This is a genomic window from Cellulomonas sp. P1_C4, assembly GCF_056406355.1.
In genome coordinates this window covers 1-23,236 of record NZ_JBFUAI010000032.1, presented here as the reverse complement: position 1 = coordinate 23,236, position 23,236 = coordinate 1, and the positions used below count along the sequence as shown (strand labels likewise).

Below are 23,236 nucleotides of genomic sequence, written 5' to 3'. Positions count from 1 at the left end.
CCGCYACGCCCAAAGAACCTGCGAAGCCGGCGGCCAAGCCCGCCGCACCGCCGGCGACGGGCTCGGACCCCTCCTGCGAGACGACGTACTCCGGTCCGCCGTTCTACACGTCGCCGGCGACCGTGGGCGGCGACGGCTCGAACGGCAAGCTGCCCCCCGAGGCGCTGACGGCGATCTCGTGGGACGTCGACCCGCACGGCACGCCGTACTACCTGAAGAACGCCGCCGCGGCCGCGCTCGAGCGGCTCGACGCCGCGTTCCGCTCGGCGTTCGGCCACCACCTCGACCTCGACCTGACGTACCGGGACTACGACACCCAGGTGGCCATGCGGGCGGCCCTCGGCACCGTCGCCGCGAAGCCCGGGACGTCGACGCACGGCACCGGCCTCGCGCTCGACGTGCCCGAGCTCCCCTGCGAGTACGGATGGGACACCCCGCAGCGCAGCTGGCTGGTCGCGCACGGTCCGGCGTACGGGTGGACGTCGCCGTCGTGGGCCGGCCGCACCGGCTCCAACCCGGAGTACTGGCACTTCGAGTACGTGGGCTGACCAGGCCTTTCGCCGCCGCCCCGGCCGTGGGACGCTGCCRCTACCAAGGGAGGTGCGGCGTGGGCGTCAAGGCGTGGTCGGTGGTCGAGGGAGTCCTCGCGCTGCTCGCCCTGTTCGTCTGGTCGATCTTCAGCGGCTCCACGCTCGCGACGTTCGTGGTCCTCGGCTTCTACGCGCTGTTCTGCGCGGCCCTGGTGTGGCGTGTGGTGCTGGGCGCCCGCCGCTCGATCCCGGTGTCACGGACGTTGGCGGGGTTGGAGGGGCTCGGCACGGTGCAGGACATGTACCTGGGACGCAAGGAGGTCCCGCTGGTGACCTACGGCGATGCGGACTCGACCGTCGCGGCGCTCGTCGTGGACCGGACCGACCCGCTCGACGACCCGGTGTGGAAGGTCTGAGCCGTCAGCTCACGGCCCCCGGTCGCACCGCGTCCGCTGTTGACGGCACGGTGACCAGCGAGACGACCCCGCCGGCGGCCAGCAGGGCTGCGCAGACGAGCATCGCGGTGCGGTTGGCGGCATGCAGGGTCGAGGCGTCGGTCAGCGACGAGCCCACGCCGGCCAGCAGAGGCAGGACCGCGATCGCGAGCAGGCCGGCGACGCGGGCGACGGCGTTGTTCACGCCGCTGGCCACGCCCGCCAGGTGGTCGGGCGCGGCGGCGAGCGCGGTCGTGGTCAGTGGCGCGACGGTCGCGGAGAGCCCGAGCCCGAAGACCACCACGCCCGGGAGCACGTGCGTGAGGTAGGGGGAGTCGGTACCGATGCCGGTGAGCATGACCGCGCCGACGGCGCACACCACGGGGCCGATCGTCATCGGGAGCTTGGGGCCGATGATCGTGCTCAGCTCCCCGGCCCGCGGCGACAGCAGGAGCATGAGCACCGTGACCGGCAGCGGGGCCAGGCCGGCGGCCAGCGGCGAGTAGCCGGCGACCACCTGGAGGGTCACGACGAGGAAGAAGAACAGCCCCGAGATCGCGGCGTAGATGAGCAGGGTCGCGGCGTTGGTGCCGGCGAAGGGGCGCCACCGGAAGAGGGCAGGGGGCAGGAGGGGAGCGGCGGCGCGCGACTCTGCCATGACGAACGCGACCAGGGCGACGACGCCGAACGTGAGCGCGCCGACGACGAGCGCGTCCGGCGTGCCGCGCTCGGTCCACACCGTGAACCCGTACGTCAGGCCAGCCAGACCGAGCGCGCCGAGCACCGTGCCGGCGATGTCGAGCTTCTTCACCGCCTTGGGGTCCGAGCTCTCCGGCACGTGCCGGGCGGTCACGGCGACCACGATCGCGGCGAGCGGCAGGTTGATGCCGAAGATCCAGCGCCACGTGGTGACCTCGACGATCCAGCCGCCGAGGAACGGCGCGAGGGCCCCCGCGATGCCGCCCAGCCCGGACCACGCGCCGATCGCACGCCCCCGGTCCGGTCCGCTGAAGGTCGACTGCAGGATCGCCAGCGAGCCCGGGGTGAGCAGCGCGCCGCCGACCCCCTGCAGCGCGCGCGCCACGTTGAGCAGCCCGATCGTCGGCGCCACGGCGCAGAGCAGCGACCCGACCGCGAACCAGACGACGCCGACGAGGAACACCTTGCGCCGACCGAACCGGTCCCCGAGCGAGCCGCCGAGCAGCAGGAACGCGGCGAGCGTCAGGGCGTACGCGTTGACGGTCCACTGCAGGTCGGCCGTCGACGCGTCGAGGTCCTCCGCGATCGTCGGCAGCGCGATGGTGACCACCGTGGCGTCGATGAACGCGATCGCGGACCCGAGGACGGTCGCGAAGACCACCCAGCGCCCACGCCCGGACGCGTAGACGATCGCGCCCGAGGGCTCAGCGGGGGCGGTCACGGTCCTTGCTCGGCTGGACGCGCTTGGGCTCGCCCGGCATCTTCGGGTACTCCGGGGGGTACGGCAGGTCGCCCTCGCCGTGGTCGGACTCCTGCCGGTCGCTGAGCTCCAGCAGCGACTCGATCGAGTACCGCGGCGCGGTGTGCGCCACCAGCGGGGCGAAGAGGTCGCCCACCTCGGCGAACCGGGCGGGCATCGTCGTGACGTCGAAGTCGTTCGGGTGCACGTCAGCGACCTCGTCCCAGCGCAGCGGTGCCGACGTCGTCGCGCGCGGGTTGGTGCGGATCGAGTACGCCGAGGCGATCGTGCGGTCGCGCGCCATCTGGTTGTAGTCGACGAAGATCTTGGCGCCCCGCTCCTCCTTCCACCACTTCATCGTGACCTCGGAGGGCATGCGCCGCTCCAGCTCACGGCCGAACGCGATGGTCGCGCGCCGGGCGTCGACGAACGACCAGCGCGGCTCGATAGGCACGAAGATGTGGATGCCGCGCCCGCCCGACGTCTTCGGGGTGCCCTCCATGCCGTGCTCCGCGAGCAGCTCACGCACCCGCGGCGCGACGCGGGCCGCGTCGGAGAAGTCGGTGCCGGGCTGGGGGTCGAGGTCGATGCGGATCTGGTCGGGGGCGTCGACGTCGTCGCCGACCACGGGCCACGGGTGGAACGTCAGCGTGCCCAGGTTGGCGGCCCACGCCACCACCGCCAGCTCGCTCGGCGCGACCTCGTCCGCCGTGCGGCCGCTGGGGAACGAGATCCGGGCGGTCTTCACGTACTCGGGCGCGCCCTGCGGCACGCGCTTCTGGTAGAACGCGTCGCCCGTGGAGTCCATGCGGGTGGCCAGCTTGGCGCCCTCGAAGACCCCCTTGGGCCAGCGCTCCAGGGTGGTCGGACGGTCGAGCAGCGCGCCCAGGATGCCGTCGCCGACGGCGACGAAGTACTGGACGACGTCGAGCTTGGTCAGCCCGCGTTCCGGGAAGTAGACCTTGTCCGGGCTGCTCACGCGGACCGTCCGGCCGCGCACCTCGAGCTCGACCGCGGGAGTCTTCGACGGAGACATGCTGCTCAACCTAGGCGCTGGTCCGGGCTCGCGCCCATGGGCCGTACCCGCTCAGCCCGCACCGATCAGCCCCCGCTGGTGCGCCACCGAGACGGCCTCGGCGCGCCCCGAGACGCCGAGCTTGGCCAGCAGGTTCGAGATGTGCACCGAGACGGTCTTGCCCGAGATGAAGAGCTTCTCGCCGATCTGCCGGTTGGACAGGCCCTGCGCGACGAGGGCCAGGACCTCGGCCTCGCGCGCGGTCAGCACGTCGGAGCCCCCGACCCGGACGCCCGGCAGGTCGAGCCGCCCGCGGCGCGCGAGCCCCCGCACGGCGGTCGCGAGCGGAACCGCGCCCATCGCGTCGGCCTCGCTCAGCGCGAGCCCGGCCTCCCGCAGGGCCGCCTCCCGGTTGCCACCCTCCAGCAGTGCCTCCGCCAGCCGGAACCGGCTGCGCGCGACCTCGTAGCGGTAGCCGTAGTCGAACTCGGTCACGGTCGCCCGCCAGAGCTCGGTGTCGTTGACCCCGGTCAGCCGCGAGTGCTCGGCGTGCGCCCGCGCCAGCCATGCCCGCCCCTCGGGCCCGAGCCGGCCGCCGCGTGGACGTCCCCGCTCCGCCGTCGTCGCGGCGCGCTCGAGCAGCCGGTCGCCCAGCGCGAGACGCTCCGAGACGTCCCGACCCAGCAGCCGCTCCTGCGCGGCCGCGTCCGCGAGGGCACCGAGCGCGAGCGCGACCAGCCAGATGCCGCCGAGGAAGTAGTCGGACCACGCCCGCCACAGGTGCTCCAGGAGGCGCAGCGCCAGCGTGATGGCCTCGTCCAGCTCGCCGCGCCAGGTGTGGGCGTCGATGGTGCAGCCGCCCGAGACCAGCGCGATCAGGCCGTCCCGCGGCCAGACGGGCTCCAGGGCGTGGCCGCGCTCGGCGGCGTCGTCGTCCCCCCGGGCCACGGCCGCGTACAGGCTCACCGCCACCAGCGTGTGGGCGAGCTCGTCCGGGACCGCCCCGATGGGCGCCGACGTCAGGTCGCCCGAGACGTACCGGATGAGGTGCGTGAACATGTGCAGCTCGACGCCGTAGACGCTCCAGGTCATGCCGAGCGAGCGGGCTCGCTCGATGCCGTCGGTGGTCACCCGGGTGGCGCCGTCGAGGTCGCCCGCGTAGTAGCGGTTGCTCGCCAGGTTGAACGTGGTGCGCAGCTCCGTGACGTAGTCGCACGCCTCCTGGGCGCGCGCCAGTGCGGTCTTCAGCAGCTCCGCCGCGCGGCTCTCGTCGTCGACCACGAGCACCGCGAGCGTGGTCAGCGCGTCCGACTCCGCGTCCGCCGCGTCCGCCGTGCGGGCGAGCTCGACGGCCTCCGTCGCGGCCGCCTCGGCCTCCGCGTCGAGGTCCGCGTTGAGCGCGCTGCGCGCGTAGGTGGCGAGCGCCCAGGCCCGAGCGGGTGTGGGCGTGTCGGGCAGGTCCGCCAGCGCGCGCGACGACTGCTCGAGGGCGTCGTGGATGCTCTCGATCCCCAGCAGGTACCGCGCGAGGCCGGTGCGCAGGTTGGCCTGGCGGGGCAGGTCGCCGGCGGTCTCCTCGACCGCCGATCGGGCCAGCTGCACCGCGCGGTCCACCTGACCCGCGCGGCTCGCCGCGGCCGCAGCCTCGACGAGGATGTGGATGTGGTCCAGGGGCGTGCCCTGGCGCGCGGAGGTGCCCGTCCGCCCCGGACGCTCGCCGCGACCCAGCGCCGCCGTGACCTCGGGCACGGCCTCCCAGAGCCGGAGCACGACCTCGAGGTGGCGCAGCTCCTCGGCGGGGGCCAGCACCGCGTGCGCCTGCTCGGACGCGTCGAGGGAGGCCAGCAGCGCGGTCGGCAGGTCCGGCGCGCGCAGGGCGTGCGACGCCAGCTGCGACGACGGCCCGAGCGACGGGTCGCCCCGCAGCACGCGCAGGTAGGCGCGGTGCAGCGACGACTGCTCGCCCGGCAGGAGGTCGGCGTACACGGCCTCGGCCAGCAGCGCGTGCCGGAAGGCGATGAGCGAGTCCTCGCCGACGAGCACGTGGTGCGCCACCGCCTCCCGCAGCGCGGCGTCGACCGCCCCCGGCGCTGCGAGCTGGGCGTCGCCGTCGGCGGCCACCGCCGCGCGGAGCAGCGGCTCGGAGACCCGGCGACCGGCCGCGGACGCGATGCGCGCGAGGCGCTGGACCGACGGGTCGAGCTGCTCGAGCCGCGCGCGCAGGACGTCCGCCAGCGACCACGGCAGCTCGTCGGCCTCGGCCCCCGCCTCCAGCAGCTCCTCGGCGAAGTACGCGTTGCCCTCGGAGCGGTCGATGACGCGGCGCAGGGTGGTCTCGGTCAGCGGCGTCCCGCTGAGCGCCGTCGTGAAGTCGCGCAGCTCGTCGTCCGTGAACGGGGCGAGGTCGAGGCGCTCGACCCTTGGGTGGCGCGCCAGCTCCGCGGCGACGGGCCGCCACGGGTGCCGCCGGTGCAGGTCGTCCGTGCGGTAGCTGGCGACGACGAGCAGGTGCTGGTCCCGCAGGCGCGAGACCAGGAAGCGCAGCACGTCCCGGCTCGACGCGTCCGCCCAGTGCAGGTCCTCGAGCACCAGCAGGAGCGGGTGCCCCGGGCCGCCGACCGCGCCGAACGCCTCGGCCAGCCCGTCGAAGAGCTGGAGGCGGTTCGCCTGGTCGTCGGGGGCCGTCGACGAGCCCGACGGTCCCGGCAGCAGGCGGGCGAGCGCGGGCCGGTTGCCGACCACCGCGTCGACGGCGTCCGGGTCGAGCGCGCGGAGCTGCGACAGCGCCTCCGCGAACGGCAGGTACGGCAGGCCGATCTCGCCGAGATCGACGCAGTGGGCCACGACGACCGTCGCGCCGGCCGCGTCCGCCAGCTCCGCGACGTGCCGCAGCAGCCGGGTCTTGCCGACGCCCGCGTCCGCTCCGAGCAGGACGGTCGTGGGCTCGCCGACGCCCGCGCGCTGCAGCGCCAGCATCAGCTGGCCGACCTGCAGCGCGCGGGCGACGAAGGGTGTGCTCATCGAGCCACGTGCCATGCCCCAGATCCTCGCAGGAGCCACCCACGAGCGGCAGTGGCCAGCGGGTGCGCCGGGCGCACGGGCCGCAGCGAGCCGTCCGGACGGGCGGTCGCCTCCAGGCCCGCGGTGGGCTCGACGGCGAACGGCTCGTGTGCGGCGTCCCGCTCCGGGATGCCTCGGAGCGCGGTGAACAGACGCTCGTGACGGTAGGCGAGCTCGGCGTCGAGGGCGGGTCCCCAGAAGTCAGCCATGGTGTCCTCCTCTGTACGCCGGACGATCTGCCCGGCTCTCGTTGACAAGGACGACTCTGGTGGTGAGGCGGGGGTCGGCGGATCGGGAGGGTCACCTGGTTTCGACGAGCAGTTCTACCCAGGGGGTGCCTGAGGTGGGGTCGTGAGCGCCTGAGGCCCCCACGGACCGGTCTGAGGTACCTCAGATGGGCCCGACCTGCGGCGACACCCGCCGTGGGGGCCTGGGCCCCGGCGCGGGCCGGGGTGCAGGATGTGAGCATGGCACTCGTCCAGGTTGCCCAGCACGCAGAGGACCTCGACCGCGCGGGGGCCTTCTACGCCGACCTCCTGGGCGCTCCACCGACCGCGCGCTTCGACCCGCCGGGTCTGCTGTTCTTCGACCTCGACGGCGTCCGGCTGCTGCTGGACGCCGGTGCGCCGTCGGCCCTCCTGTACCTGCGGGTCGACGACGTCGGCGCCACGGTCGAGCGTCTCCGCGCCCAAGGCGTCGTCGTCGAGTCCGAGCCGCACGTGATCTTCCGGCACGAGGACGACACCCTCGGACCCGCCGGGACCGACGAGCGGCACGCGTTCGTGCGCGACTCGGAGGGCAATCTCGTAGGCCTGGTGAGCCAGCAGGGCTGAGCGCCGGCGCACGCCCGACGGCCTCGTTCACCCGGACGCGCGATCCGTCCCCCCGGGCACGACCGGTCGCGGTCGGGCACCCTGGTGAGGTGGGCGATGTGCGAGACCTCCGGAGCGCTGCGAGCGTGCGTCGTCGAGACGCGCAGGTCGTCGACGGCGAGCTCGTCGTGGAGGCCGAACGCTCGGCGCCCCGCGCCGCCCGGCACTGGGTGATGCGGACCATCGCCGACGCCGGCGTCGGCGGCGCCTCCAACCAGGTCGTCGAGCTGCTCACGGGCGAGCTCGTGTCGAACGCGGTCGTGCACGGCCCCGAGGCCGGAGCGGTGCGGATCCAGGTGAGGATCGACGGCGACACCGTCCGGGTTGGCGTCCGCGACACCGGCGGCGGCACCCCGACCGTCGGGCACCCCGAGCCCACCGCGCCGAGCGGGCGCGGCCTGGCCCTCGTCGAGGCGCTGTCGTCGGCGTGGGGGACGCAGACCCATCGCGAGGGCAAGACCGTGTGGTTCGAGGTCCGCACCGACGAGTGACGCATCTCGGTCACGCCGGCTGTCGACGCGCCCGGGTTGTCCGAAGGTGCCCGATGTCACGTCCGGCACGATTGGACTCCGTCCGACCCTGCTCAGGGTGCCGAGCCGGATCGCCGCGGCGTTCCGCCAGCGCGCTGGCCTGCGGTTCGACGATGCACGGATGTCCCGCGCAGCGTAGTTTCGGGGGCGGACTACTGGGAGCGAGGGGCAACTAGACCATGAGTGAACATGAGTGACGGCACCGACGGGCAGAACGCGTCGACAACGACGACCCGACTGCCCGACATCCGCGCCGAGGTGCGCGAGGACGGGACCGGCGAGATCTCGGTCGACGGTGTCATCGAGAGAGTGCGCATGGCGAACCTCGCCGAGGCCGGCGCCGCCATCACGAGCCGGATCGCCGAGCTGGCGGGGACCGTGGGCCGTCCCGTGCCCGTGCAGGTGCGCGACCCCGACGGCGTCTGGTCGCTGCTGATCCACCCCGACGGCCTCGTCGACGAGGCCCCGGGGTCGCCGGCCGACGAGCCTGGCGAGACGTCGGACACCACGAGCGACTCCCCGGCCGACGAGTCCTCCGGCGACGGCACGCCCGCGGTCGAGGCCGCGCGAGCGACCTCGCCGGACGAGGGCCGAACCGGACCGGGCTCTGCACCCACTGCCGTTGTCGGCGCGACCGCGGCATCGAGCCGCCCGGGGACGGACCGGCCGGCCGGCTCGGTCACGTCGACGCCGTCGGGCGGGACTCCCGCGGCGCTGCCCTCCGGCGGCGACTCTCCGAAGGCGCCGACGGCGACGACATCGTCGTCCGCCACGCGCGGGCCTGCGGCGACGCTGGGCTCCGGCTCACGGCCGCAGGACAGCTCCGCGACCGACGTGCCGCCCGTCGCGGCCGGTGCCGCCCAGGGCTCCGCACAGCCTCTCCCGACGCTGGACGACCTCCTGGCCGCGCGTCACCCCGCCGCGTCCGGCGGACCCGCCGAGCACGGATGGCAGGCGGGTGTCCGGCGGCTGACCTTCGGCAGCATCTCCMCGAAGCCCGGACGGGTCGAGCGTCGTCGGCGCATCGCCTCGGCGTCGGTGCGCCGGACCCTCGACGGCCCGAAGACGATCGTGATCATCAACCCCAAGGGTGGGGCTCACAAGACGACGGCGACGATGCTGCTGGCGGCGACCTTCGGGCTGCAGCGCGGCGGCTACACCCTCGCCTGGGACAACAACGAGACGCGCGGCACGCTCGGGTGGCGGTCGTCGCACGCCGACCACACCAAGACCGCCGTCGACCTGCTCAACGCGCTGCCCGCGCTCGGCACGTCGGGCACGGTCCGGATCGGCGACCTGGACGGGTTCGTGCGCACGCAGCCCAGCGAGCAGTTCGACGTGCTGGCGTCCGACGAGAACTCCGCGTCGGCCTCGTCCGTCGACGCGGGCTCCTTCACCTCGCTGCACCAGGTCCTCTCGCGGTTCTACCGGGTCCTGGTGATCGACACGGGCAACAACATGCGGGCCTCGAACTGGCAGGCAGCCGTCGCGGCCGCCGACCAGATCGTCGTCGTGTCGACCGTCCGCGAGGACACGGCGCAGTCGGCCGCCTGGGCCCTCGACGCCCTGCGAGCCACCGGCCACGACGACGCCGTGCGCCGCGCGGTGACCGTGCTGTCCGCGCCGGAGCCGAAGGTGGACAAGGATCTGCAGAAGCGGCTCCGCTCCCACTTCGGGGCGCTCACGCGTGCGGTGCTCGACGTGCCGCACGACAAGGCGCTCGTCGCCGGCGGACCCATCGACTACGACGCGCTGAGCACCACCACCCGGGATGCCTGGCTCCGCGTCACCGCCGTGGTGGCCGACGGACTCTGAGATCGGCGGCAGCCGCCGTGGGGTGAGCGGAACCCGTCACCCCGGGGGGTGCAAGATCGCGGTGCCTCGCGACAGAGTGCAGGTGTAGGCCTTCGCCCGACCACCATCACCTGGGAGCACCGTGCCGTCGCGGACACCGAGTACGCCGGACCTCGAGCCCGACGACCCGCCCGTCGACGAACCCGACGGGATCGACGCGCGCCGCGACGGCGAACCCGTCCGCGACGCCGCCTGGCTAGAGGCCGTGGTCCGCGAGCACGCGTCGGCCGTGCACCGGTTCATCGTCCGCCGGGCGGGTCGCGACGAGGCGGACGACCTGACCGCGGACGTGCTCGCGACCGCCTGGCGCCGCCGCGCCGACGTCCCCGCGGGCGCCGAGCTGCCGTGGCTGTACCGGACGGCGGGGTTCGTCGTCGCGAACCACCGGCGCAAGGGGCGGCCGGTGCCGGTGGGCGACGTCCCCGACGAGATCGACGCCGACGACCCCGCGATGCGCGCGGTGCAGGACGCGAAGGTGCGCGAGGTGCTCGGTGCTCTCGGTGCCCGCGACCGGCAGATCCTGCTGCTCAATGCGTGGGAGGGCCTGACCGGCGAGGCGCTGGCCGAGGTGCTCGGCATCGGTCGCGGCGGTGCCGATGCGGCGCTCAGCCGTGCGCGCGCCCGCCTGCGGGAGGCCTGGGCAGCCACGGAGGCCTGATCGTGCGTGCAAGGTGCTCACCCCTGGGCACACAAGAGGGGTAGAGAGCACCGCACGCCGACCKGGAGGCATGACCGTGGACGACCGCACCGAGCACGAGACCAGCGACGGCAGCACACCCGAGGTCGACGTCGCGTTCGCCCGCCTGCAGGCCGCCGACCCGGCCGCGGGGAGCGACCCGGATCTCGCGAGCGTGCTGGCGGCGGTGTCGGCACGGACCGACGTCGACCTGGCGACCCACCCGGCCGACGAGCTCGCCGCCCGCCGGAACCGTCGTGCACCCCGCTGGCTCACGGTCGCCGCGGCGGTCGCGGGCGTGGCCGTGGTCGCGGGCGGCAGCTACGCGTACGGGCTCAACAGCTCCGCGGACCCGGAGACGATCACTGCGGCGCCGCCGATCTCGCTCGCGGGTGCCGACGACGGTCGGGACGCGGCCGCGCCGCAGACCGCGTCGATGGCAGCGGGCGCCGCGGACTCGGCGAAGCTCATGTACCCCTGGTACGGCGGCCGGACGGTGTTCACGGCCAGCGGGCTGTCCACGGACGGCGGCTCGGGTGACGCGTGGGGCTTCGACGCCGCGGGCACGTTCTCGCAGGACACGATCGTGCAGGCGGCGACCGCCCTCGGGGTGCCGGGGCAGCCGCGGCAGGAGTACGGCTCGTGGTCGGTCGGCACCAACGACGGCACGGGTCCGTCGGTGTCGCTGTCGCCGGACGGGCTCGCGAGCCTCTCGTACTACGACCCGACGCGGGACCCGTGGAACTGCGTGCGCTCGGCGCCGGACAGCATCGAGACACCGGCGAGCGACGCGGCGGGCGGGGTGGCGATGCCGGAGCCGGCCATCGACAAGGGCGAGTGCACGACGTCGGAGGCTGCGCCCACGGGCGACGCGGCGATCGGGCAGGCGAAGGACACCTTCGCGGCGCTGGGCCTCGACACCGCGGCGTTCCAGTACGCGGCCTCGACGGACCCGACCAGCCCGCAGGTCACCAACGTCACCGCGAGCCTGGTGGTCGACGGTCAGCAGACGGGGATCACGGCGAGCGCCACGATCGTCGCCGACGGGGTGCAGTCGCTGTACGCCCCGCTGGCGCCGATGGTCGAGCTCGGGTCGTACGACGTGGTCAGCCCGACGGAGGCCGTCGCGCGGCTGGGCGACCCGCGGTTCGGGATCACGGGCGGCGGTGGCGTGATGCCGCTCGCGGCCGAGGGGATGCGGGCCACCGACGACACCGTGGCGTCGGCCGGACCGTCGTCGGACCCCACCGTCCCTGCCAACCCGGTCGCGGGCAGCCCGATCGCCTGGCCCGTCCAGCAGGTCACGCTCGTCTCGGCCCGCCTGGGCGTCGCGCTGACCACGCTGCCGACCGGGGCGTCGGTGCTGGTGCCCACGTACGAGCTGGCCGACGCCGACGGGGTCACCTGGAGCGTCGTCGCGGTGGTCGACGAGCAGCTGGACTTCTCGGCCGCGGGCTGACGGGGGAGCAGAGCGCGAAGGCCGGCCGGCGTCGGAGGGGACGCCGACCGGCCTTCGTCATGCCCGCCCTTCCTGCCAGACTCGCCCCCATGGCCGAACGTTCCGAGAAGCTGCTCCTGCTGGACACCGCGTCGCTGTACTTCCGTGCGTACTTCGGGGTCCCCGACTCGGTGAAGGCGCCGGACGGCACGCCGGTCAACGCGGTCCGCGGCCTGCTCGACATGATCGCCACGCTCGTCACCGCGCACCGGCCGACGCGGCTCGTCATGTGCTGGGACGACGACTGGCGGCCGCAGTTCCGGGTCGACGCGATCCCGTCGTACAAGGCTCACCGGGTCGCGGTCGAGGTGCCGGGCACCACGGGCGTCGAGGAGGTGCCCGACACCCTGTCGCCGCAGGTGCCGGTCATCGTCGACGTCCTGGCGGCCCTCGGCATCGCGCGCGTCGGAGTTCCCGGCTACGAGGCCGACGACGTCATCGGCACGTTCGTCGCGCGCGAGGTCGCGCGCCCGGACCCGGGTCCGGTCGACGTCGTCACCGGCGACCGGGACCTGTTCCAGCTGGTCGACGACGCCGTCCCGGTCCGGGTGCTCTACACGATCAAGGGCATCCGGGACCTCGGGGTGATCGACCAGGCGTTCCTCCAGGAGAAGTACGGCGTCCCGTCGGGACCCGCCTACGCCGACATGGCCGTGCTGCGCGGAGACCCGAGCGACGGGCTGCCCGGCGTGCCGGGGATCGGGGAGAAGACCGCCGCGCAGCTGATCCACCGGTACGGGTCGCTGCCCGGGATCCTCGCCGCGCGCGACGCCGGGGACGCCGGGCTCACCGCCACGCAGCGAAGGCGGCTGGTCGAGGCGGCGGCCTACCTGGAGGTCGCGCCCGCGGTCGTGCGGGTGGCCCCGGACGCGCCCGTTGGGGACGTCGACGACCGGCTGCCGAACGTCGTCGCGGACGCGGGGGCGCTCGTCGCGCTGGCCGAGCGCTGGGGGCTGTCGTCGAGCGTGAAGCGGGTGGTGGACGCGCTCGCGCTGGGCTGACGTCCGTCACTCGATCGGGTGAACTGCGCCGAACGGGTGGAAGTCGGGCGTATCAGACATCGGTACCTGTGCTCCTGCTGTGACGTGCGCTACCGACCGATAGCCACGTCCCGCCGGAGACCACCGGCAACCGCGCCCCGACAAGGGGTCCGACCGGAAAGGTACGTCCCATGTCCTCCGCCCCCACCCTGACGTCCACTGCGCGACCCGCGGCGAAGACGTCGGCCCCCGTCCCGAGCAACACCCTCGCCCTCCCGGCCGCCGTGGCTCGGGTCGAGGCGGGGCTCGCCGAGGTCCTCGCCCGCCACTCGATCACGGCGCTGCGGATCAGCCTCGGCCTGGTGTTCCTCGGCTTCGGCGTCCTGAAGTTCTTCCCCGGCATGAGCCCGGCGGCCGAGCTGGCCGAGCGCACCATCGGCGCACTGACCCTGGGCCACGTCGGCCCGACGGCCGCGCTGCTGCTCACCGCGATCATGGAGACCGTCATCGGGCTCACGCTGATCACGGGGCTGTTCCTGCGGACCGGCCTGGTGATCCTGGCCGGGGCGCTGGTCGGCATCATGTCGCCGATCGTGCTCTTCTACGGCGAGCTGTTCCCCGCCGGCGGGCCGACCCTCACGGGCCAGTACGTGCTCAAGGACATCGTGCTCGCCTGCGCGGGTGCCGTCATCGGAGCCGCGGCCCTCGGTGCACGACTGCGTCTCCCGCAGGAGTGAGTGTCGTCAGTCCTTCAGGTACACCTGGGGACCCGCCTCGTGCCAGCCGTCCGCGGCGGCCGGGGCGGGTCCTCTTGTCACGATCCGGAGCGCGTCGTCGACGGTGAGGTTGGCCCCGGCGGCGGTGGCGGACGTGCAGCTCGTGGTGGGCAGCTCGCCCGTGGTCACCGCCAGCACGCAGAGCAGGTGGGCCCGGGACACCCCGGCGTAGTAGCGGGTGTCCGCGGTGTGGGCGACGAGCCGCGTGGTAGCCGGGTCGATCATGCTGCCGGCCAGGTCGTCGGCGGCGACCACGTCGACCGAGCGCTGCGGGTCCGCGAACGCGGCGAGCGTCGTCTGCGGGTCGACGAGCGCGGCCGTGTGCTGAGCCAGCTTGACCCAGACCATCCCGCCGGCGACCAGGGCCGCGGCCGCGACGAGCACGAGCGCGGTCAACCAGCCGGAGCGGCGTCGGGCGTCGCCGACGCCCCGGAAGTCGTGGAACGCGTCGGTGAAGAGGTCCGTGTCGTCGAACGTCGTCATACCGTGCACATCGGCCGGATCGACGGGTCACGTGAGCACTTGTGCACCGATTGACCCCGTTCGGGTGCAGGACGGCCTCGTCGGCAGGGCAGAATCACGTCCCGTGATCACGGTCAGCACGGACGGCTCCTGCCTGCGCAACCCCGGCGGGGCCATCGGCTGGGCGTGGGCCAACCACGACGGCACCTGCGCCAGCGGCGGCCACGCGTCCGGCACCAACCAGATCGCGGAGCTCATGGCGGTCCTCGAGGCCGTCCGCTCTCACCCCGGCGACGAGCCCCTGGTGATCCAGGCCGACTCGCAGTACGCCATCAAGTGCTCGTCCGAGTGGATCCACGGCTGGAAGCGCAAGGGTTGGCGGACCGCCGCCGGCGGGCCCGTGCAGAACCTCGCGCTCATCCAGTCCATCGACCAGGCCATCGCCGACCGCGCGGGGCCGGTCACGTTCGTGTGGGTGCGCGGGCACCGCGGCGACGAGTTCAACGAGCGTGCCGACGAGCTCGCCGGCATCGCCGCCCGCGGCGTGCGCGACGGCGTCCCCGCGAACGCGGCGCCGGTGGAGGTCGGACGGCCGGTCGCGTCGCCTGCACCCGTCCTGGAGCCCGACAGGCTCTTCTGAGCGTCCGGACCTCGCGCGCCCACCTGACGAAAGGTCAGTGCGTCTGGCGTTCCTCCGCCAGGATCGCGAGCGCGCCGCCCGACGCGTCGTGGACGTACTCGGCCACCCAGCCGACGGGGGCGCGGCCCCAGCTGGCCGCGACGGCGGCGAGCGGGAGCACGACGAGATCGTGCTGCGGGTGCGTCAGGACCAGCTCGGCGGCGCCGTTGCCGTGCGCGGATCCCCACACCAGACCGGGGACGCGCTGCGCGACGAGATCACCGATCGAGACCCCGAACGCGTGCACCAGCGACTCCGGGTCCGTGCGGTCCGTGGACTGGAGCCAGATCGCCTGGACGCGGTCGAACAGCTCGCCGAGCGACTGCGTGTCCACCGTCCCGGAGCACAGCCCCGTGATGATCTCGCGGTGCTGAGCCGCCCAGACGGTCTCGGCGGCGTTCAGCGGGTCGACCCGCACGGAGCGGTGGTCGTCCTCGGGCATGTGCGGGTGCGGGACCTGCGACCCGTCGGAGGGCCGCGCTGCGCGTCGGAACATTGCCATGCCCCCTTATCGACGGCGTTGCCGCAGGCCTTGACCCGGGCCGCGGCTGAATCGGCCGGACGCGCGAGGGCCGCGCCGACCCGGAGGTCGACGCGGCCCTCGTGGCGTGCGTCAGTGCTTGACGGTCAGCGCGTGCGCGGCGACGGACGGCCGATACCCGCGGTCGCCGTTGTAGGTCGCCAGCACCACGGCGGACCGCTGAGCCGCCGGCAGGGTCACCGTCGCGCTGCCGTTGACGAGCGGCACGACGGCCACCCGCTGCAGGCCGACGAGGACCGCCACGGAACCGGTCGGCGTGGGCGCGCCGGCCGGACCCGCCACGGTGACCGTCACCGACGCCTTGGTGCCCGGGGTGACCGTCCACGACGACGCGGAGAGCGACACCGTGGACACCGCCGGGGTGACCTTGAAGGACCGCTGGCTCTGCGAGCCGTTGACGTCCGCGCTGCCCGCGTACACGGCGGTCAGCTGGTGCGTCCCGGCGGAGAGGTCCGTCGGCAGGGCGATCGTCGCGGTGCCCTTGAGCCCGGCGACGGTGAGGGGTCCGGACGCGATGGTGACGCCCTTCTCCTTGATGTCCACGGTCCCGGTGGGCGCCGCCGACGAGCCGGTGACCACGACGGTCGCCGTGACCGGCGTGCCGTAGGAGGCCGAGTTCTTCGACAGCGTGATCGCCGTCGTCGAGCCCGACTTCGCGATGTCGACCGGCACGGCCGCCGACGTGGACGCCGCGAACTGCGCGGTGTCGGGCGCGAACGACGCGGTCAGCGAGTGCGACCCGCCACCGAGCTTGACCTTGGCGCTCGCCGTGCCGCCCGAGACGGGGGACGAGCCGATCGCCGTGGTCCCGTCGAGGAACGTGACGGTGCCCGTGGCCGCGGAGGGAGCGACGGTGGCCTTGAGCGTGAGCTCCTTGCCGGCCGTCTTCGGGCCGTTGACGGTGAGCGTCGTGGTCGTCGGCGTCGCCACCGGGACCGTGACGTCCACCAGCTGCACCCGCGAGACCGGGTCGGCGTTCTGGTGCTGGAACACCAGCAGCTGGCCGTCGGCGGCGCCGGTGCCCTTGTGGACCGGGATGGTCTTGCCGTTGGCGCCGAGCGAGGAGAACGAGCCCTTGATGTCGTTCTCGAACCAGAACGGCGGGTCGTACGGGTTCACCGTGAACGACGGCGCCGTGTCGAGCACGCCGGAGTCAGCCGCCGCGTAGTCGGACACCGTGTAGACGTCGATCGTGGGCGTGGAACCGGCCGGGATCCCGGCGTAGTCCAGGCCGATCGGCGCGACGAGCACGTTGTCGTCGAACACGCCCGAGTCGACGCTGCCGGAGAACCCGTTGATGAGCTGGACGTCGAGGTTCTTGCCGGTGAGGTAGTCGAACGTCGCGGCGATCGTGACGTCAGCGGCGGCGTTGTACTTCTGCACCACCGTCTCCAGGTCGTACTTGCCGTCGCCGTCGATGTCGATGTCGATGACGGGGATCACGTAGCGGCCGAGAGTGGCCCACTCCCCGTCGGTCGCGATGCCGATGCCGAGAAGGCCCGTGGTCGGGTCGCCGCCGGCCGCGGCGATCGCCGGTGCCGTCGACGCCCAGCCCACGTACCGGATGTCACCGGCGGCGGTGGCCGACGGCGAGGTGACGAGTCCCGGGACGTCCTCGAGCTTGGGGCTCGTGGCGCCGAGGATCAGCGGCGAGGTCAGCGAGTACCAGCCGCCCGACGCGACGCCGCGACCGGAGATCGCGAGGCCGGCCGTGGCGGCGCCCGGGTCGGCGAAGGCGACCGGGGCTGCCTTGAGGTCGCTGACCAGCTTGGGCGCGGCCTGCAGGGGCACCCGGAGCTCATGGGTGCCCGATTTCAGGACGAGCCGCCCCGACACCTCCGCGACGTACTCCCGCGGGATGCCCGCCTGGATCGCGGCGGACGTCGGGTCGAGGTCGCGCTTCAAGGTGGCCGGGTCGGCCGTGAGCGTGAGCGTGACGACGGCCGACTTGCCGGCGTCGAGCGTGACGGACTCCGGCGACGCGGTGATGGTGGCGCCGCCCGCGGTCGACGACTTCGACACGGACGTCTTCCACACCGCGCTCGTCGTGCCGAGGTTCTTCACGGTGACGGTCTTCTTCTGGACGACCGTCGTCGCGCCGACCGGCACGACGCCGAAGGTGACCGAGGTCTGCTCCGGGTCCTGCGTGTTGTACGCGATGGTGTCGGTCGAGACCGCGTCGAGGGCGTCGACGCGACCCGAGCCGACGCGCTCCGGCCCGTAGGCCGTGCCCGTCCCCTTGGGCCCCGTGAACACGTCGTGCGTGGCGGTGTTCACCACGGCCGACTTGACCTGCGCGGCCTCCCAGCCGGGGTGGGCCGAGCGAACCAGTGCGGCGATGCCCGCGACGTGCGGGGTGGCCATCGACGTGCCGCTCAGGGACTGCGGCTCGTTGCCCGTGCCGGACGCGGCGGAGAGGATGCCGGTCCCGGGAGCGGCGACGTCGGGCTTGCCCGTGCCGAGCGAGCCGTGCACGCCGCGCGACGATCCGGTGTTGAGCACGTCGCCCGCGAGGTCCTGGACGACCGTGCCCGCCAGCGACGGGCCGATCTGGACCGTGAGCGTGCCGGCCGTGATCTCCGGGAGCAGCTCGTCGGTGGTCGGCGCCGTCATCTGGAAGCCGGGGATGCCGGCGTTGCCGGCGATGCCGGCCGAGAACGGGGTCTTCTCGGTGGGCAGCAGTACGCCGACCGCGCCGGCCGCCTGCGCGTTGTTGAAGCGCACGGCCGAGCCGCACCTACGGGCGGTGTCGTCGTCGTTCCACCAGAGATAGGCGATCTTGCCGGAGACCGCGGCGGCCTGGGCAGAGGTGAAGGCGGTGCAACCGTCGAAGTTGCCACCCGGGTCACCCACCTGTGCCGTCACGTCGGCTCCGCCGTAGCTGACCGAGTTCTGGCCCGAGTGGAGCCCGACCAGTGCCGGGTTCGACGCCGCGGTGACCTTGACGCCGTCGTAGGTCTGCGGGGCGCCCACGGAGTTGGCGACGGTGAGCGCCCCGGCCGCGTTGCCGGGGCCGCCGCCGATGTCGGTGATGTCGCCGGCGTTGCCCGACGCGATGACGACGACGGTGCCGAGCGCGGTGAGCTGGTCGACCAGCAGGTTGTCCGGGTCGTCGGCGGGAGTGCCGTCGGCGCCGAGCGACATGTTCACGATGTCGAGGTGGTCGTTCAGGTCCCCGTCGCCGTTCGGGTCCGCCGCGCGGTCGAGGGCCAGCGACGTGAGGTTGGTCGAGCCGCCGATGTCCCCGAAGACCTTCAAGGAGTAGAGCTGGGCGCCGGGCGCGCTGCCGGGGCCGACCTGCCAGTCGGAGACATCCGTCAGGCTCGCGTAGTCACCCGTGAAGGTCGAGCCGTCGGGCAGGACGCCGAACCCGGCAGCGGTGCCGGAGACGTGCGTGCCGTGGCCGACGTTGTCGGACAGGTACATGGAGTCGATCGGGTTCTCGTCCGGCGTCGGGACGTTGGTCGCGCCAGGAAGCGTCGAGGCCGGGTCGGCGTCGTACAGCGGGCCGGCGAAGTCGTAGCCGCCGATGAACTTGGCCGGGTCGTACAGGCCGGCGGGGATCGGGCCGGAGCCGTCGGTGCCGTAGGCCTCGTCGTACGCGGCGACGGTGCCGGGCCCGCCGAAGTCGGCGTGCGTGTAGTCGAGGCCGGTGTCGATGACGCCGATCCGGACGCCCTTGCCCGTCTGGCCGGTGTCCTGCCAGACCTGGAGGGCGCGGGTGAACGCGACGGTGTTGGCGTTGGCGGCGGTCTTGGGGGTCACCCGGTAGACCGCGACGACGTCGGGGGAGTCGGCCAGTGCGCGGACCTGCTCGGCGTCGCCCGTGACGAGCGTGCCGGCGACGAGGTTGGTCAGCGTCGCGATCTGCTTCGGCGCGGCGGACCGGGCGGAGCGCGCGGTGAGCTGCTGCGGGACGACCTCGTCGGCGAGCGCCTCGGTGTCCGCGGCGGCGGCCTTGACCTCGGTCGGGGTGCCTCCGTCGTCGGTCACATCCGTGCCGGACTTCGCGTCCAGCTGGACGAACGCGGTGATCGTGCCGGACGCCTTGACCAGGTCCTTCGCCAGCTTGCTGTCCAGGCGCCCGGCGAGAGCCTTGGCGCTCGCCGCGGTCGGTCCATCCGTCGGTGGTGGTGCCGCCGATGCCCCCCCGGCGCCCAGGAGTGCGGTGCTGACCGCGACGGAGAGGGCCGTGAACGCGGCGAGGACGGGTCGACGTGGCATATGCGCATCCCTGGTTCGAGGTGGAACGACAGACAGGTGTGCGGCTACGTGACGGTGGTCACAAAGCCGCATGCCGTGTGCACGTTACTGGCAGGTACGGCATTCGTCACGTTCTCCCTGATTGCACGGTTCGCCCGAGGGGACCGGAGTCAGCGCAGCGGCACGAAGGCGTACGAGCCGTGCGTGGTGATCGTCGTCCGCCCCGCGGTCCGGACCACGAGGTGCATGGTCGACCGGACCGGGATCACCAGGCGCGCGTCGTTCCCGAGCTGGTCGACCAGGGACGCGGGCAGCTCGCGCGGCGCCGCGGACACGAGGATCCGGTCCCAGCCGCCGTCGACCGGCCGGCCGAGGGCGCCGGGAGTCGCGGTCTCGAGCGTCGCCCAGGGCATCGCGCAGGCGGCCAGGTTCGACGACCCCCACGCGGCGATCGACGGGTCGAGCTCGAGGCCCAGGACCAGCCCGGCGGGCCCGACGAGCCGCGCCAGCAGCGCCGTCGTCCAGCCCGACCCCGCGCCGACGTCCAGCACGCGCGACCCGACGGGCACCTGCAGGAGCCGCAGCATGGCGGCCACGGTGCTCGGCTGCGAGCTGGTCTGCCCGTGCCACAGCGGCAGCGGGTGGTCCTCGCCGGCGCGGGCGCGCTGCTCCGGCGGCAGGAACCTCTCGCGGGCGAGCTCACGCATCGCGTCGGCCACGTCGGCGGCGCGCTCCGGGTCCGCGACACCCTCGCGCATGGGTCGAGCCTACGATCGGCCGCACGCAGCGAGGAGGACGTATGGCCGAGTACGACGTCGTGGTGGTCGGGTCCGGCTTCGGCGGGTCCGTGGCGGCGCTGCGGCTCGTCGAGAAGGGCTACCGCGTCCTGGTCCTGGAGGCCGGTCGCCGGTTCACCGACGACACCCTGCCGCGCACGTCGTGGGACGTGAGCCGCTTCCTGTGGGCGCCCCGGCTGGGCTGGCTCGGGATCCAGCGCATCCACGTGCTGCCGGACGTCGTCGTGCTCGCGGGCGCGGGGGTCGGCGGCGGGTCGCTGGTGTACGCCAACACGCTGTACCGGCCCTCGTCGGACGCCTTCTACGCGGACCCTCAGTGGGCGGGCATCACGGACTGGCGCGACGAGCTCGCCCCGTACTACGACCAGGCGACCCGCATGCTCGGCGTCGTCGACAACCCGACCTGCACGCCCGCGGACGACGTCGTGCGCCGTGCCGCCGACGACCTGGGCGTCGGGGCGACGTTCCGGCTCGCCCCCGTGGGCGTGGTGTTCGGGACACCGGGCGCCCGCGTGCCCGACCCGTTCTTCGGCGGTGCCGGACCGGAGCGGCGCGGGTGCCTGCAGTGCGGCGAGTGCATGACCGGCTGCCGGCACGGCGCCAAGAACACGTTGCCGACGAACTACCTCTGGCTGGCCGAGCGCGCCGGCGCGCGCGTGGTCGCCGAGACCACCGTGACGTCGATCCGTCCGCGCGGTGACGAGTGGGAGATCAGGACCACCCGGACGGGGCGGCGCGGGGGCGACCGGACCGTCACCGCCACCCAGGTGGTGGTTGCCGCCGGGACCTGGGGCACGCAGCAGCTGCTGCACCGCATGAAGGCGGACGGCACGTTGCCCGCGCTCTCCGACCGGCTCGGGGCGCTCACCCGGACCAACAGCGAGTCGCTCGGGGGCGCGGCGACGCGCTGGCGCGGCTGGCGGCGGCGGCCCGACATGACGCGCGGCGTCGCCATCACGTCGTCGGTGTACCTGGACGAGCGCACCCACCTCGAGCCCGTGCGCTACGGGCGCGGGTCCAACCTCATGGGCCTGCTGAGCACGGTGCTCACGGACGGCGGCGGGCGCGTGCCCCGCCCGCTGCGCTGGGCCGGCAACGTCGCGCGGCATCCCGGGCAGGTCGCGTCGCTCCTGCTCGGCCTGCGCAGCTGGTCGCAGCGCACCGTCATCGGGCTGGTCATGCAGACCGGCGGGTCGTCGATCACGGTGCGCCCCCGCCGGACGTGGCGGGGTGCCGTCCGGCTGACGTCGGTGCCCGGGGAGGGGGAGCCCAACCCGACGTGGATCCCGGCCGCGAACGCGGCCTACCGACGGATGGCCGCGCACCTGGGCGGGTTCGCGGCGAGCAACGTGGGCGAGGTGGCGGACGTGCCGATGACGGCACACTTCCTCGGCGGCTGCACGATCGGGTCGTCGGCGACGACCGGCGTGGTCGACGCCTACCACCGGGTGTTCGGCTACCCGGGCCTGCACGTGGTGGACGGCTCGACGATCTCCGCCAACCTCGGCGTCAACCCGTCGCTCACCATCACGGCCCAGGCCGAGCGGGCGTTCGCGGTCTGGCCCAACGCGGGCGAGGCCGACCGGCGACCGAGGCTCGGGGAGCCGTACCAGCGGCTGCGGCCCGTGCGACCGATCCGGCCCGTGGTGCCGTCGAGCGCACCCGGTGCCCTGCGGCTGACCGTCCTCTAGCTCGGCTGCTGGGTCGTCATCGCGGAGACCACCGGGATCATCCCGGTGCGCGGCACGCCCGCCGCCGAGGGGTCGGGGACGAACTTGGGCTTGCGACCCGGCCGGCCGCGCTCGCGGCGCATCTCGATGCCCTCGAGCGTGGTCGCGCGCCACACCGCACCGCCGTTGAGGCGACCGTCGGGCTGCGGGAGCCACGGCACCTTGCGGGAGAGCCAGACCCGGATCGTGGCGTGCTCGACCCCGAGCCGCTCGGCCAGCCGCGCGATGTCGTAGAGGTCGTCGAGACCGCGGACGGGCGACGGCGCGGGGGGCGTCGACGGCTGGGGAGCGGGGGGTGATTCCGGGGGCACGGCGGAATCGTAGCGGCCGAAGCCTATGAATTGTGTGACGGTGCCGTGACGAGATCCACACGAGATCTCCCCCGCCCAAAGGGCTCAAGTGTCCTGGACGCTCGTCCGAAGAACTTAACGTGTTACGCGTGAGTGACAAGATTCCGTCCCGAGGTCGGCCCAGCAGTGGCCGGCACGCTGCCGCGCGCCCTGCGCCGGCACGCGCCGTCGCCCGCCCGGCCCGCCTCGCTCAAGGTGGCGTCGTCGCGGCTCTCGCCGTGAGCATGTGCGCGATCGTGGCCGTCTCGGCGAACGCCGACGACCGGGGGAGCGCGTTCATGGCGCTCCCGTCCGCGAGCGCCGCCGCCCAGGTGGACAAGGCCCGGGCCGGTGCTGTCGACGTCGCGACCGACGCGCTCGAGGTCGCCCAGACGGTGCAGACCGAGGCCACGCAGGCGCAGGTCGACGCGGCCGAGGTGGCCGCGCTGCAGGAGGCCACCGACAAGCTTCACGAGCTCGTCAGCGCCGCCGCGGCGGACGGCGACGCCGTCGACCGGGGCGCCGCGACCTCCCGCTCGGCAGACCGCGCGGACACGGCCGACACCGCGACGTCCGCCGACGCCGCCGCACCGGCGGAGACGGCCCCCGCCGCGACCCCCGAGCCCGACGCGACGCCCGACCCGGCGACAGTCTTCGAGACGACGCCCGCGCCGGTCTCGGTGCCGACGATCCCGAAGAGCACCGGCAAGGAGGACGAGACGACGACCAAGCTGCGCGAGGCCGTCGCCACGGTCGCCACCCTCGCCACCAGCGTGCGCGAGAGCGCCGACGCCAAGAAGGCCGCCGACGCCGTCGCGGCGCAGGCCGCCGC

General features: G+C 73.8%; 21 protein-coding genes. 12 read left to right on the top strand and 9 right to left on the bottom strand.

All coding sequences use genetic code 11. The features are described from left to right. Together AC1DYZ_RS19355 and AC1DYZ_RS19350 are read left to right on the top strand one after the other, a co-directional pair. The coding region (locus AC1DYZ_RS19355; RefSeq protein ID WP_477066734.1) for a M15 family metallopeptidase at positions 1 to 548 on the top strand (548 nt) is incomplete at its 5' end. Between the two features lie 59 nt (positions 549 to 607). After that, the gene (locus AC1DYZ_RS19350; RefSeq protein WP_477066733.1) at positions 608 to 946 is read left to right on the top strand and encodes a hypothetical protein; all 339 of its coding nucleotides are present in this window, start codon (positions 608 to 610) and stop codon (positions 944 to 946) included. A gap of 4 nt (positions 947 to 950) precedes the next feature. Here AC1DYZ_RS19350 and AC1DYZ_RS19345 read toward each other — a convergent pair whose 3' ends face one another. The 4 genes from AC1DYZ_RS19345 to AC1DYZ_RS19330 are packed head-to-tail and all read right to left on the bottom strand — an operon-like array spanning position 951 to position 6,686. Beyond that, positions 951 to 2,384 carry an MFS transporter gene (locus AC1DYZ_RS19345; RefSeq protein WP_477066732.1) on the bottom strand — a complete coding sequence of 478 codons (1,434 nt, stop codon included), beginning with the start codon at positions 2,382 to 2,384 and terminating at the stop codon, positions 951 to 953. After that, positions 2,368 to 3,438: a DNA polymerase domain-containing protein gene (locus AC1DYZ_RS19340; RefSeq protein ID WP_477066731.1), complete on the bottom strand. Its 1,071-nt coding sequence runs from the start codon at positions 3,436 to 3,438 to the stop codon at positions 2,368 to 2,370. Before AC1DYZ_RS19340 ends, AC1DYZ_RS19345 begins: the two co-directional genes overlap by 17 nt. Before the next feature lie 51 nt (positions 3,439 to 3,489). Further along, positions 3,490 to 6,438: a helix-turn-helix transcriptional regulator gene (locus AC1DYZ_RS19335; protein ID WP_477066730.1), complete on the bottom strand. Its 2,949-nt coding sequence runs from the start codon at positions 6,436 to 6,438 to the stop codon at positions 3,490 to 3,492. After that, entirely contained in the window at positions 6,435 to 6,686 is a 252-nt protein-coding gene (locus AC1DYZ_RS19330; protein ID WP_477066729.1) for a hypothetical protein, read from the bottom strand. The genes AC1DYZ_RS19335 and AC1DYZ_RS19330 overlap by 4 nt, the downstream gene beginning before the upstream one ends. A gap of 258 nt (positions 6,687 to 6,944) precedes the next feature. Here AC1DYZ_RS19330 and AC1DYZ_RS19325 point away from each other — a divergent pair, with 258 nt between their 5' ends. The 7 genes from AC1DYZ_RS19325 to AC1DYZ_RS19295 all read left to right on the top strand — a co-directional run bounded on the left by AC1DYZ_RS19325 (position 6,945) and on the right by AC1DYZ_RS19295 (position 13,624). Continuing rightward, positions 6,945 to 7,310, top strand: a complete 366-nt coding sequence (locus tag AC1DYZ_RS19325) for a VOC family protein (RefSeq protein ID WP_477066728.1) — start codon at positions 6,945 to 6,947, stop codon at positions 7,308 to 7,310. A gap of 125 nt (positions 7,311 to 7,435) precedes the next feature. Next, positions 7,436 to 7,840 (top strand): ATP-binding protein, encoded by a 405-nt coding sequence (locus AC1DYZ_RS19320; RefSeq protein ID WP_477066727.1) that lies wholly within the window; start codon positions 7,436 to 7,438, stop codon positions 7,838 to 7,840. 228 nt (positions 7,841 to 8,068) lie between these two features. Continuing rightward, positions 8,069 to 9,694 carry a MinD/ParA family ATP-binding protein gene (locus AC1DYZ_RS19315; protein WP_477066726.1) on the top strand — a complete coding sequence of 542 codons (1,626 nt, stop codon included), beginning with the start codon at positions 8,069 to 8,071 and terminating at the stop codon, positions 9,692 to 9,694. A 121-nt stretch (positions 9,695 to 9,815) separates the two neighbouring features. After that, the gene (locus tag AC1DYZ_RS19310; RefSeq protein WP_477066725.1) at positions 9,816 to 10,391 is read left to right on the top strand and encodes an RNA polymerase sigma factor; all 576 of its coding nucleotides are present in this window, start codon (positions 9,816 to 9,818) and stop codon (positions 10,389 to 10,391) included. A gap of 70 nt (positions 10,392 to 10,461) precedes the next feature. After that, positions 10,462 to 11,868, top strand: coding sequence for a hypothetical protein (locus AC1DYZ_RS19305; RefSeq protein ID WP_477066724.1), 1,407 nt, complete (start codon positions 10,462 to 10,464; stop codon positions 11,866 to 11,868). Between the two features lie 89 nt (positions 11,869 to 11,957). Next, entirely contained in the window at positions 11,958 to 12,908 is a 951-nt protein-coding gene (locus AC1DYZ_RS19300) for a 5'-3' exonuclease (protein WP_477066723.1), read from the top strand. A gap of 170 nt (positions 12,909 to 13,078) precedes the next feature. Beyond that, positions 13,079 to 13,624, top strand: coding sequence for a DoxX family membrane protein (locus AC1DYZ_RS19295; RefSeq protein WP_477066722.1), 546 nt, complete (start codon positions 13,079 to 13,081; stop codon positions 13,622 to 13,624). Positions 13,625 to 13,630: 6 nt separating this feature from the next. Here AC1DYZ_RS19295 and AC1DYZ_RS19290 read toward each other — a convergent pair whose 3' ends face one another. Next, the gene (locus AC1DYZ_RS19290; protein ID WP_477066721.1) at positions 13,631 to 14,146 is read right to left on the bottom strand and encodes a hypothetical protein; all 516 of its coding nucleotides are present in this window, start codon (positions 14,144 to 14,146) and stop codon (positions 13,631 to 13,633) included. Positions 14,147 to 14,249: 103 nt separating this feature from the next. On the opposite strand from AC1DYZ_RS19290, the gene AC1DYZ_RS19285 reads away from it, so the two are divergent. Beyond that, complete coding sequence (locus AC1DYZ_RS19285; protein ID WP_477066720.1) at positions 14,250 to 14,765, top strand: ribonuclease H family protein; 516 nt, start codon at positions 14,250 to 14,252, stop codon at positions 14,763 to 14,765. A gap of 34 nt (positions 14,766 to 14,799) precedes the next feature. Here AC1DYZ_RS19285 and AC1DYZ_RS19280 read toward each other — a convergent pair whose 3' ends face one another. The 3 genes from AC1DYZ_RS19280 to AC1DYZ_RS19270 all read right to left on the bottom strand — a co-directional run bounded on the left by AC1DYZ_RS19280 (position 14,800) and on the right by AC1DYZ_RS19270 (position 20,306). Next, the gene (locus AC1DYZ_RS19280) at positions 14,800 to 15,306 is read right to left on the bottom strand and encodes a hypothetical protein (RefSeq protein ID WP_477066719.1); all 507 of its coding nucleotides are present in this window, start codon (positions 15,304 to 15,306) and stop codon (positions 14,800 to 14,802) included. Positions 15,307 to 15,417: 111 nt separating this feature from the next. Beyond that, positions 15,418 to 19,569 carry a S8 family serine peptidase gene (locus AC1DYZ_RS19275; protein WP_477066718.1) on the bottom strand — a complete coding sequence of 1,384 codons (4,152 nt, stop codon included), beginning with the start codon at positions 19,567 to 19,569 and terminating at the stop codon, positions 15,418 to 15,420. 149 nt (positions 19,570 to 19,718) lie between these two features. Beyond that, positions 19,719 to 20,306: a protein-L-isoaspartate O-methyltransferase family protein gene (locus tag AC1DYZ_RS19270; protein ID WP_477066717.1), complete on the bottom strand. Its 588-nt coding sequence runs from the start codon at positions 20,304 to 20,306 to the stop codon at positions 19,719 to 19,721. 41 nt (positions 20,307 to 20,347) lie between these two features. Here AC1DYZ_RS19270 and AC1DYZ_RS19265 point away from each other — a divergent pair, with 41 nt between their 5' ends. Further along, complete coding sequence (locus AC1DYZ_RS19265) at positions 20,348 to 22,036, top strand: FAD-dependent oxidoreductase (protein WP_477066716.1); 1,689 nt, start codon at positions 20,348 to 20,350, stop codon at positions 22,034 to 22,036. Here AC1DYZ_RS19265 and AC1DYZ_RS19260 read toward each other — a convergent pair. Next, positions 22,033 to 22,386, bottom strand: coding sequence for a hypothetical protein (locus AC1DYZ_RS19260; RefSeq protein ID WP_477066715.1), 354 nt, complete (start codon positions 22,384 to 22,386; stop codon positions 22,033 to 22,035). The genes AC1DYZ_RS19265 and AC1DYZ_RS19260 overlap by 4 nt on opposite strands. Positions 22,387 to 22,514: 128 nt before the next feature. Between AC1DYZ_RS19260 and AC1DYZ_RS19255 the strand changes: the two genes are divergently transcribed. Continuing rightward, positions 22,515 to 23,236, top strand: a 722-nt coding sequence (locus tag AC1DYZ_RS19255; RefSeq protein WP_477066714.1) for a hypothetical protein, incomplete at its 3' end; no start/stop codon positions are given.

Coding starts and splice junctions, on each gene's coding strand:
- AC1DYZ_RS19340 (WP_477066731.1), bottom strand. CDS start 3,438: ATGTCTCCGTCGAAGACTCCCGCGGTCGAGCTCGAGGTGCGCGGCCGG.
- AC1DYZ_RS19335 (WP_477066730.1), bottom strand. CDS start 6,438: ATGAGCACACCCTTCGTCGCCCGCGCGCTGCAGGTCGGCCAGCTGATG.
- AC1DYZ_RS19330 (WP_477066729.1), bottom strand. CDS start 6,686: ATGGCTGACTTCTGGGGACCCGCCCTCGACGCCGAGCTCGCCTACCGT.
- AC1DYZ_RS19325 (WP_477066728.1), top strand. CDS start 6,945: ATGGCACTCGTCCAGGTTGCCCAGCACGCAGAGGACCTCGACCGCGCG.
- AC1DYZ_RS19305 (WP_477066724.1), top strand. CDS start 10,462: ATGACCGTGGACGACCGCACCGAGCACGAGACCAGCGACGGCAGCACA.
- AC1DYZ_RS19300 (WP_477066723.1), top strand. CDS start 11,958: ATGGCCGAACGTTCCGAGAAGCTGCTCCTGCTGGACACCGCGTCGCTG.
- AC1DYZ_RS19295 (WP_477066722.1), top strand. CDS start 13,079: ATGTCCTCCGCCCCCACCCTGACGTCCACTGCGCGACCCGCGGCGAAG.
- AC1DYZ_RS19290 (WP_477066721.1), bottom strand. CDS start 14,146: ATGACGACGTTCGACGACACGGACCTCTTCACCGACGCGTTCCACGAC.
- AC1DYZ_RS19280 (WP_477066719.1), bottom strand. CDS start 15,306: ATGGCAATGTTCCGACGCGCAGCGCGGCCCTCCGACGGGTCGCAGGTC.
- AC1DYZ_RS19275 (WP_477066718.1), bottom strand. CDS start 19,569: ATGCCACGTCGACCCGTCCTCGCCGCGTTCACGGCCCTCTCCGTCGCG.
- AC1DYZ_RS19270 (WP_477066717.1), bottom strand. CDS start 20,306: ATGCGCGAGGGTGTCGCGGACCCGGAGCGCGCCGCCGACGTGGCCGAC.
- AC1DYZ_RS19265 (WP_477066716.1), top strand. CDS start 20,348: ATGGCCGAGTACGACGTCGTGGTGGTCGGGTCCGGCTTCGGCGGGTCC.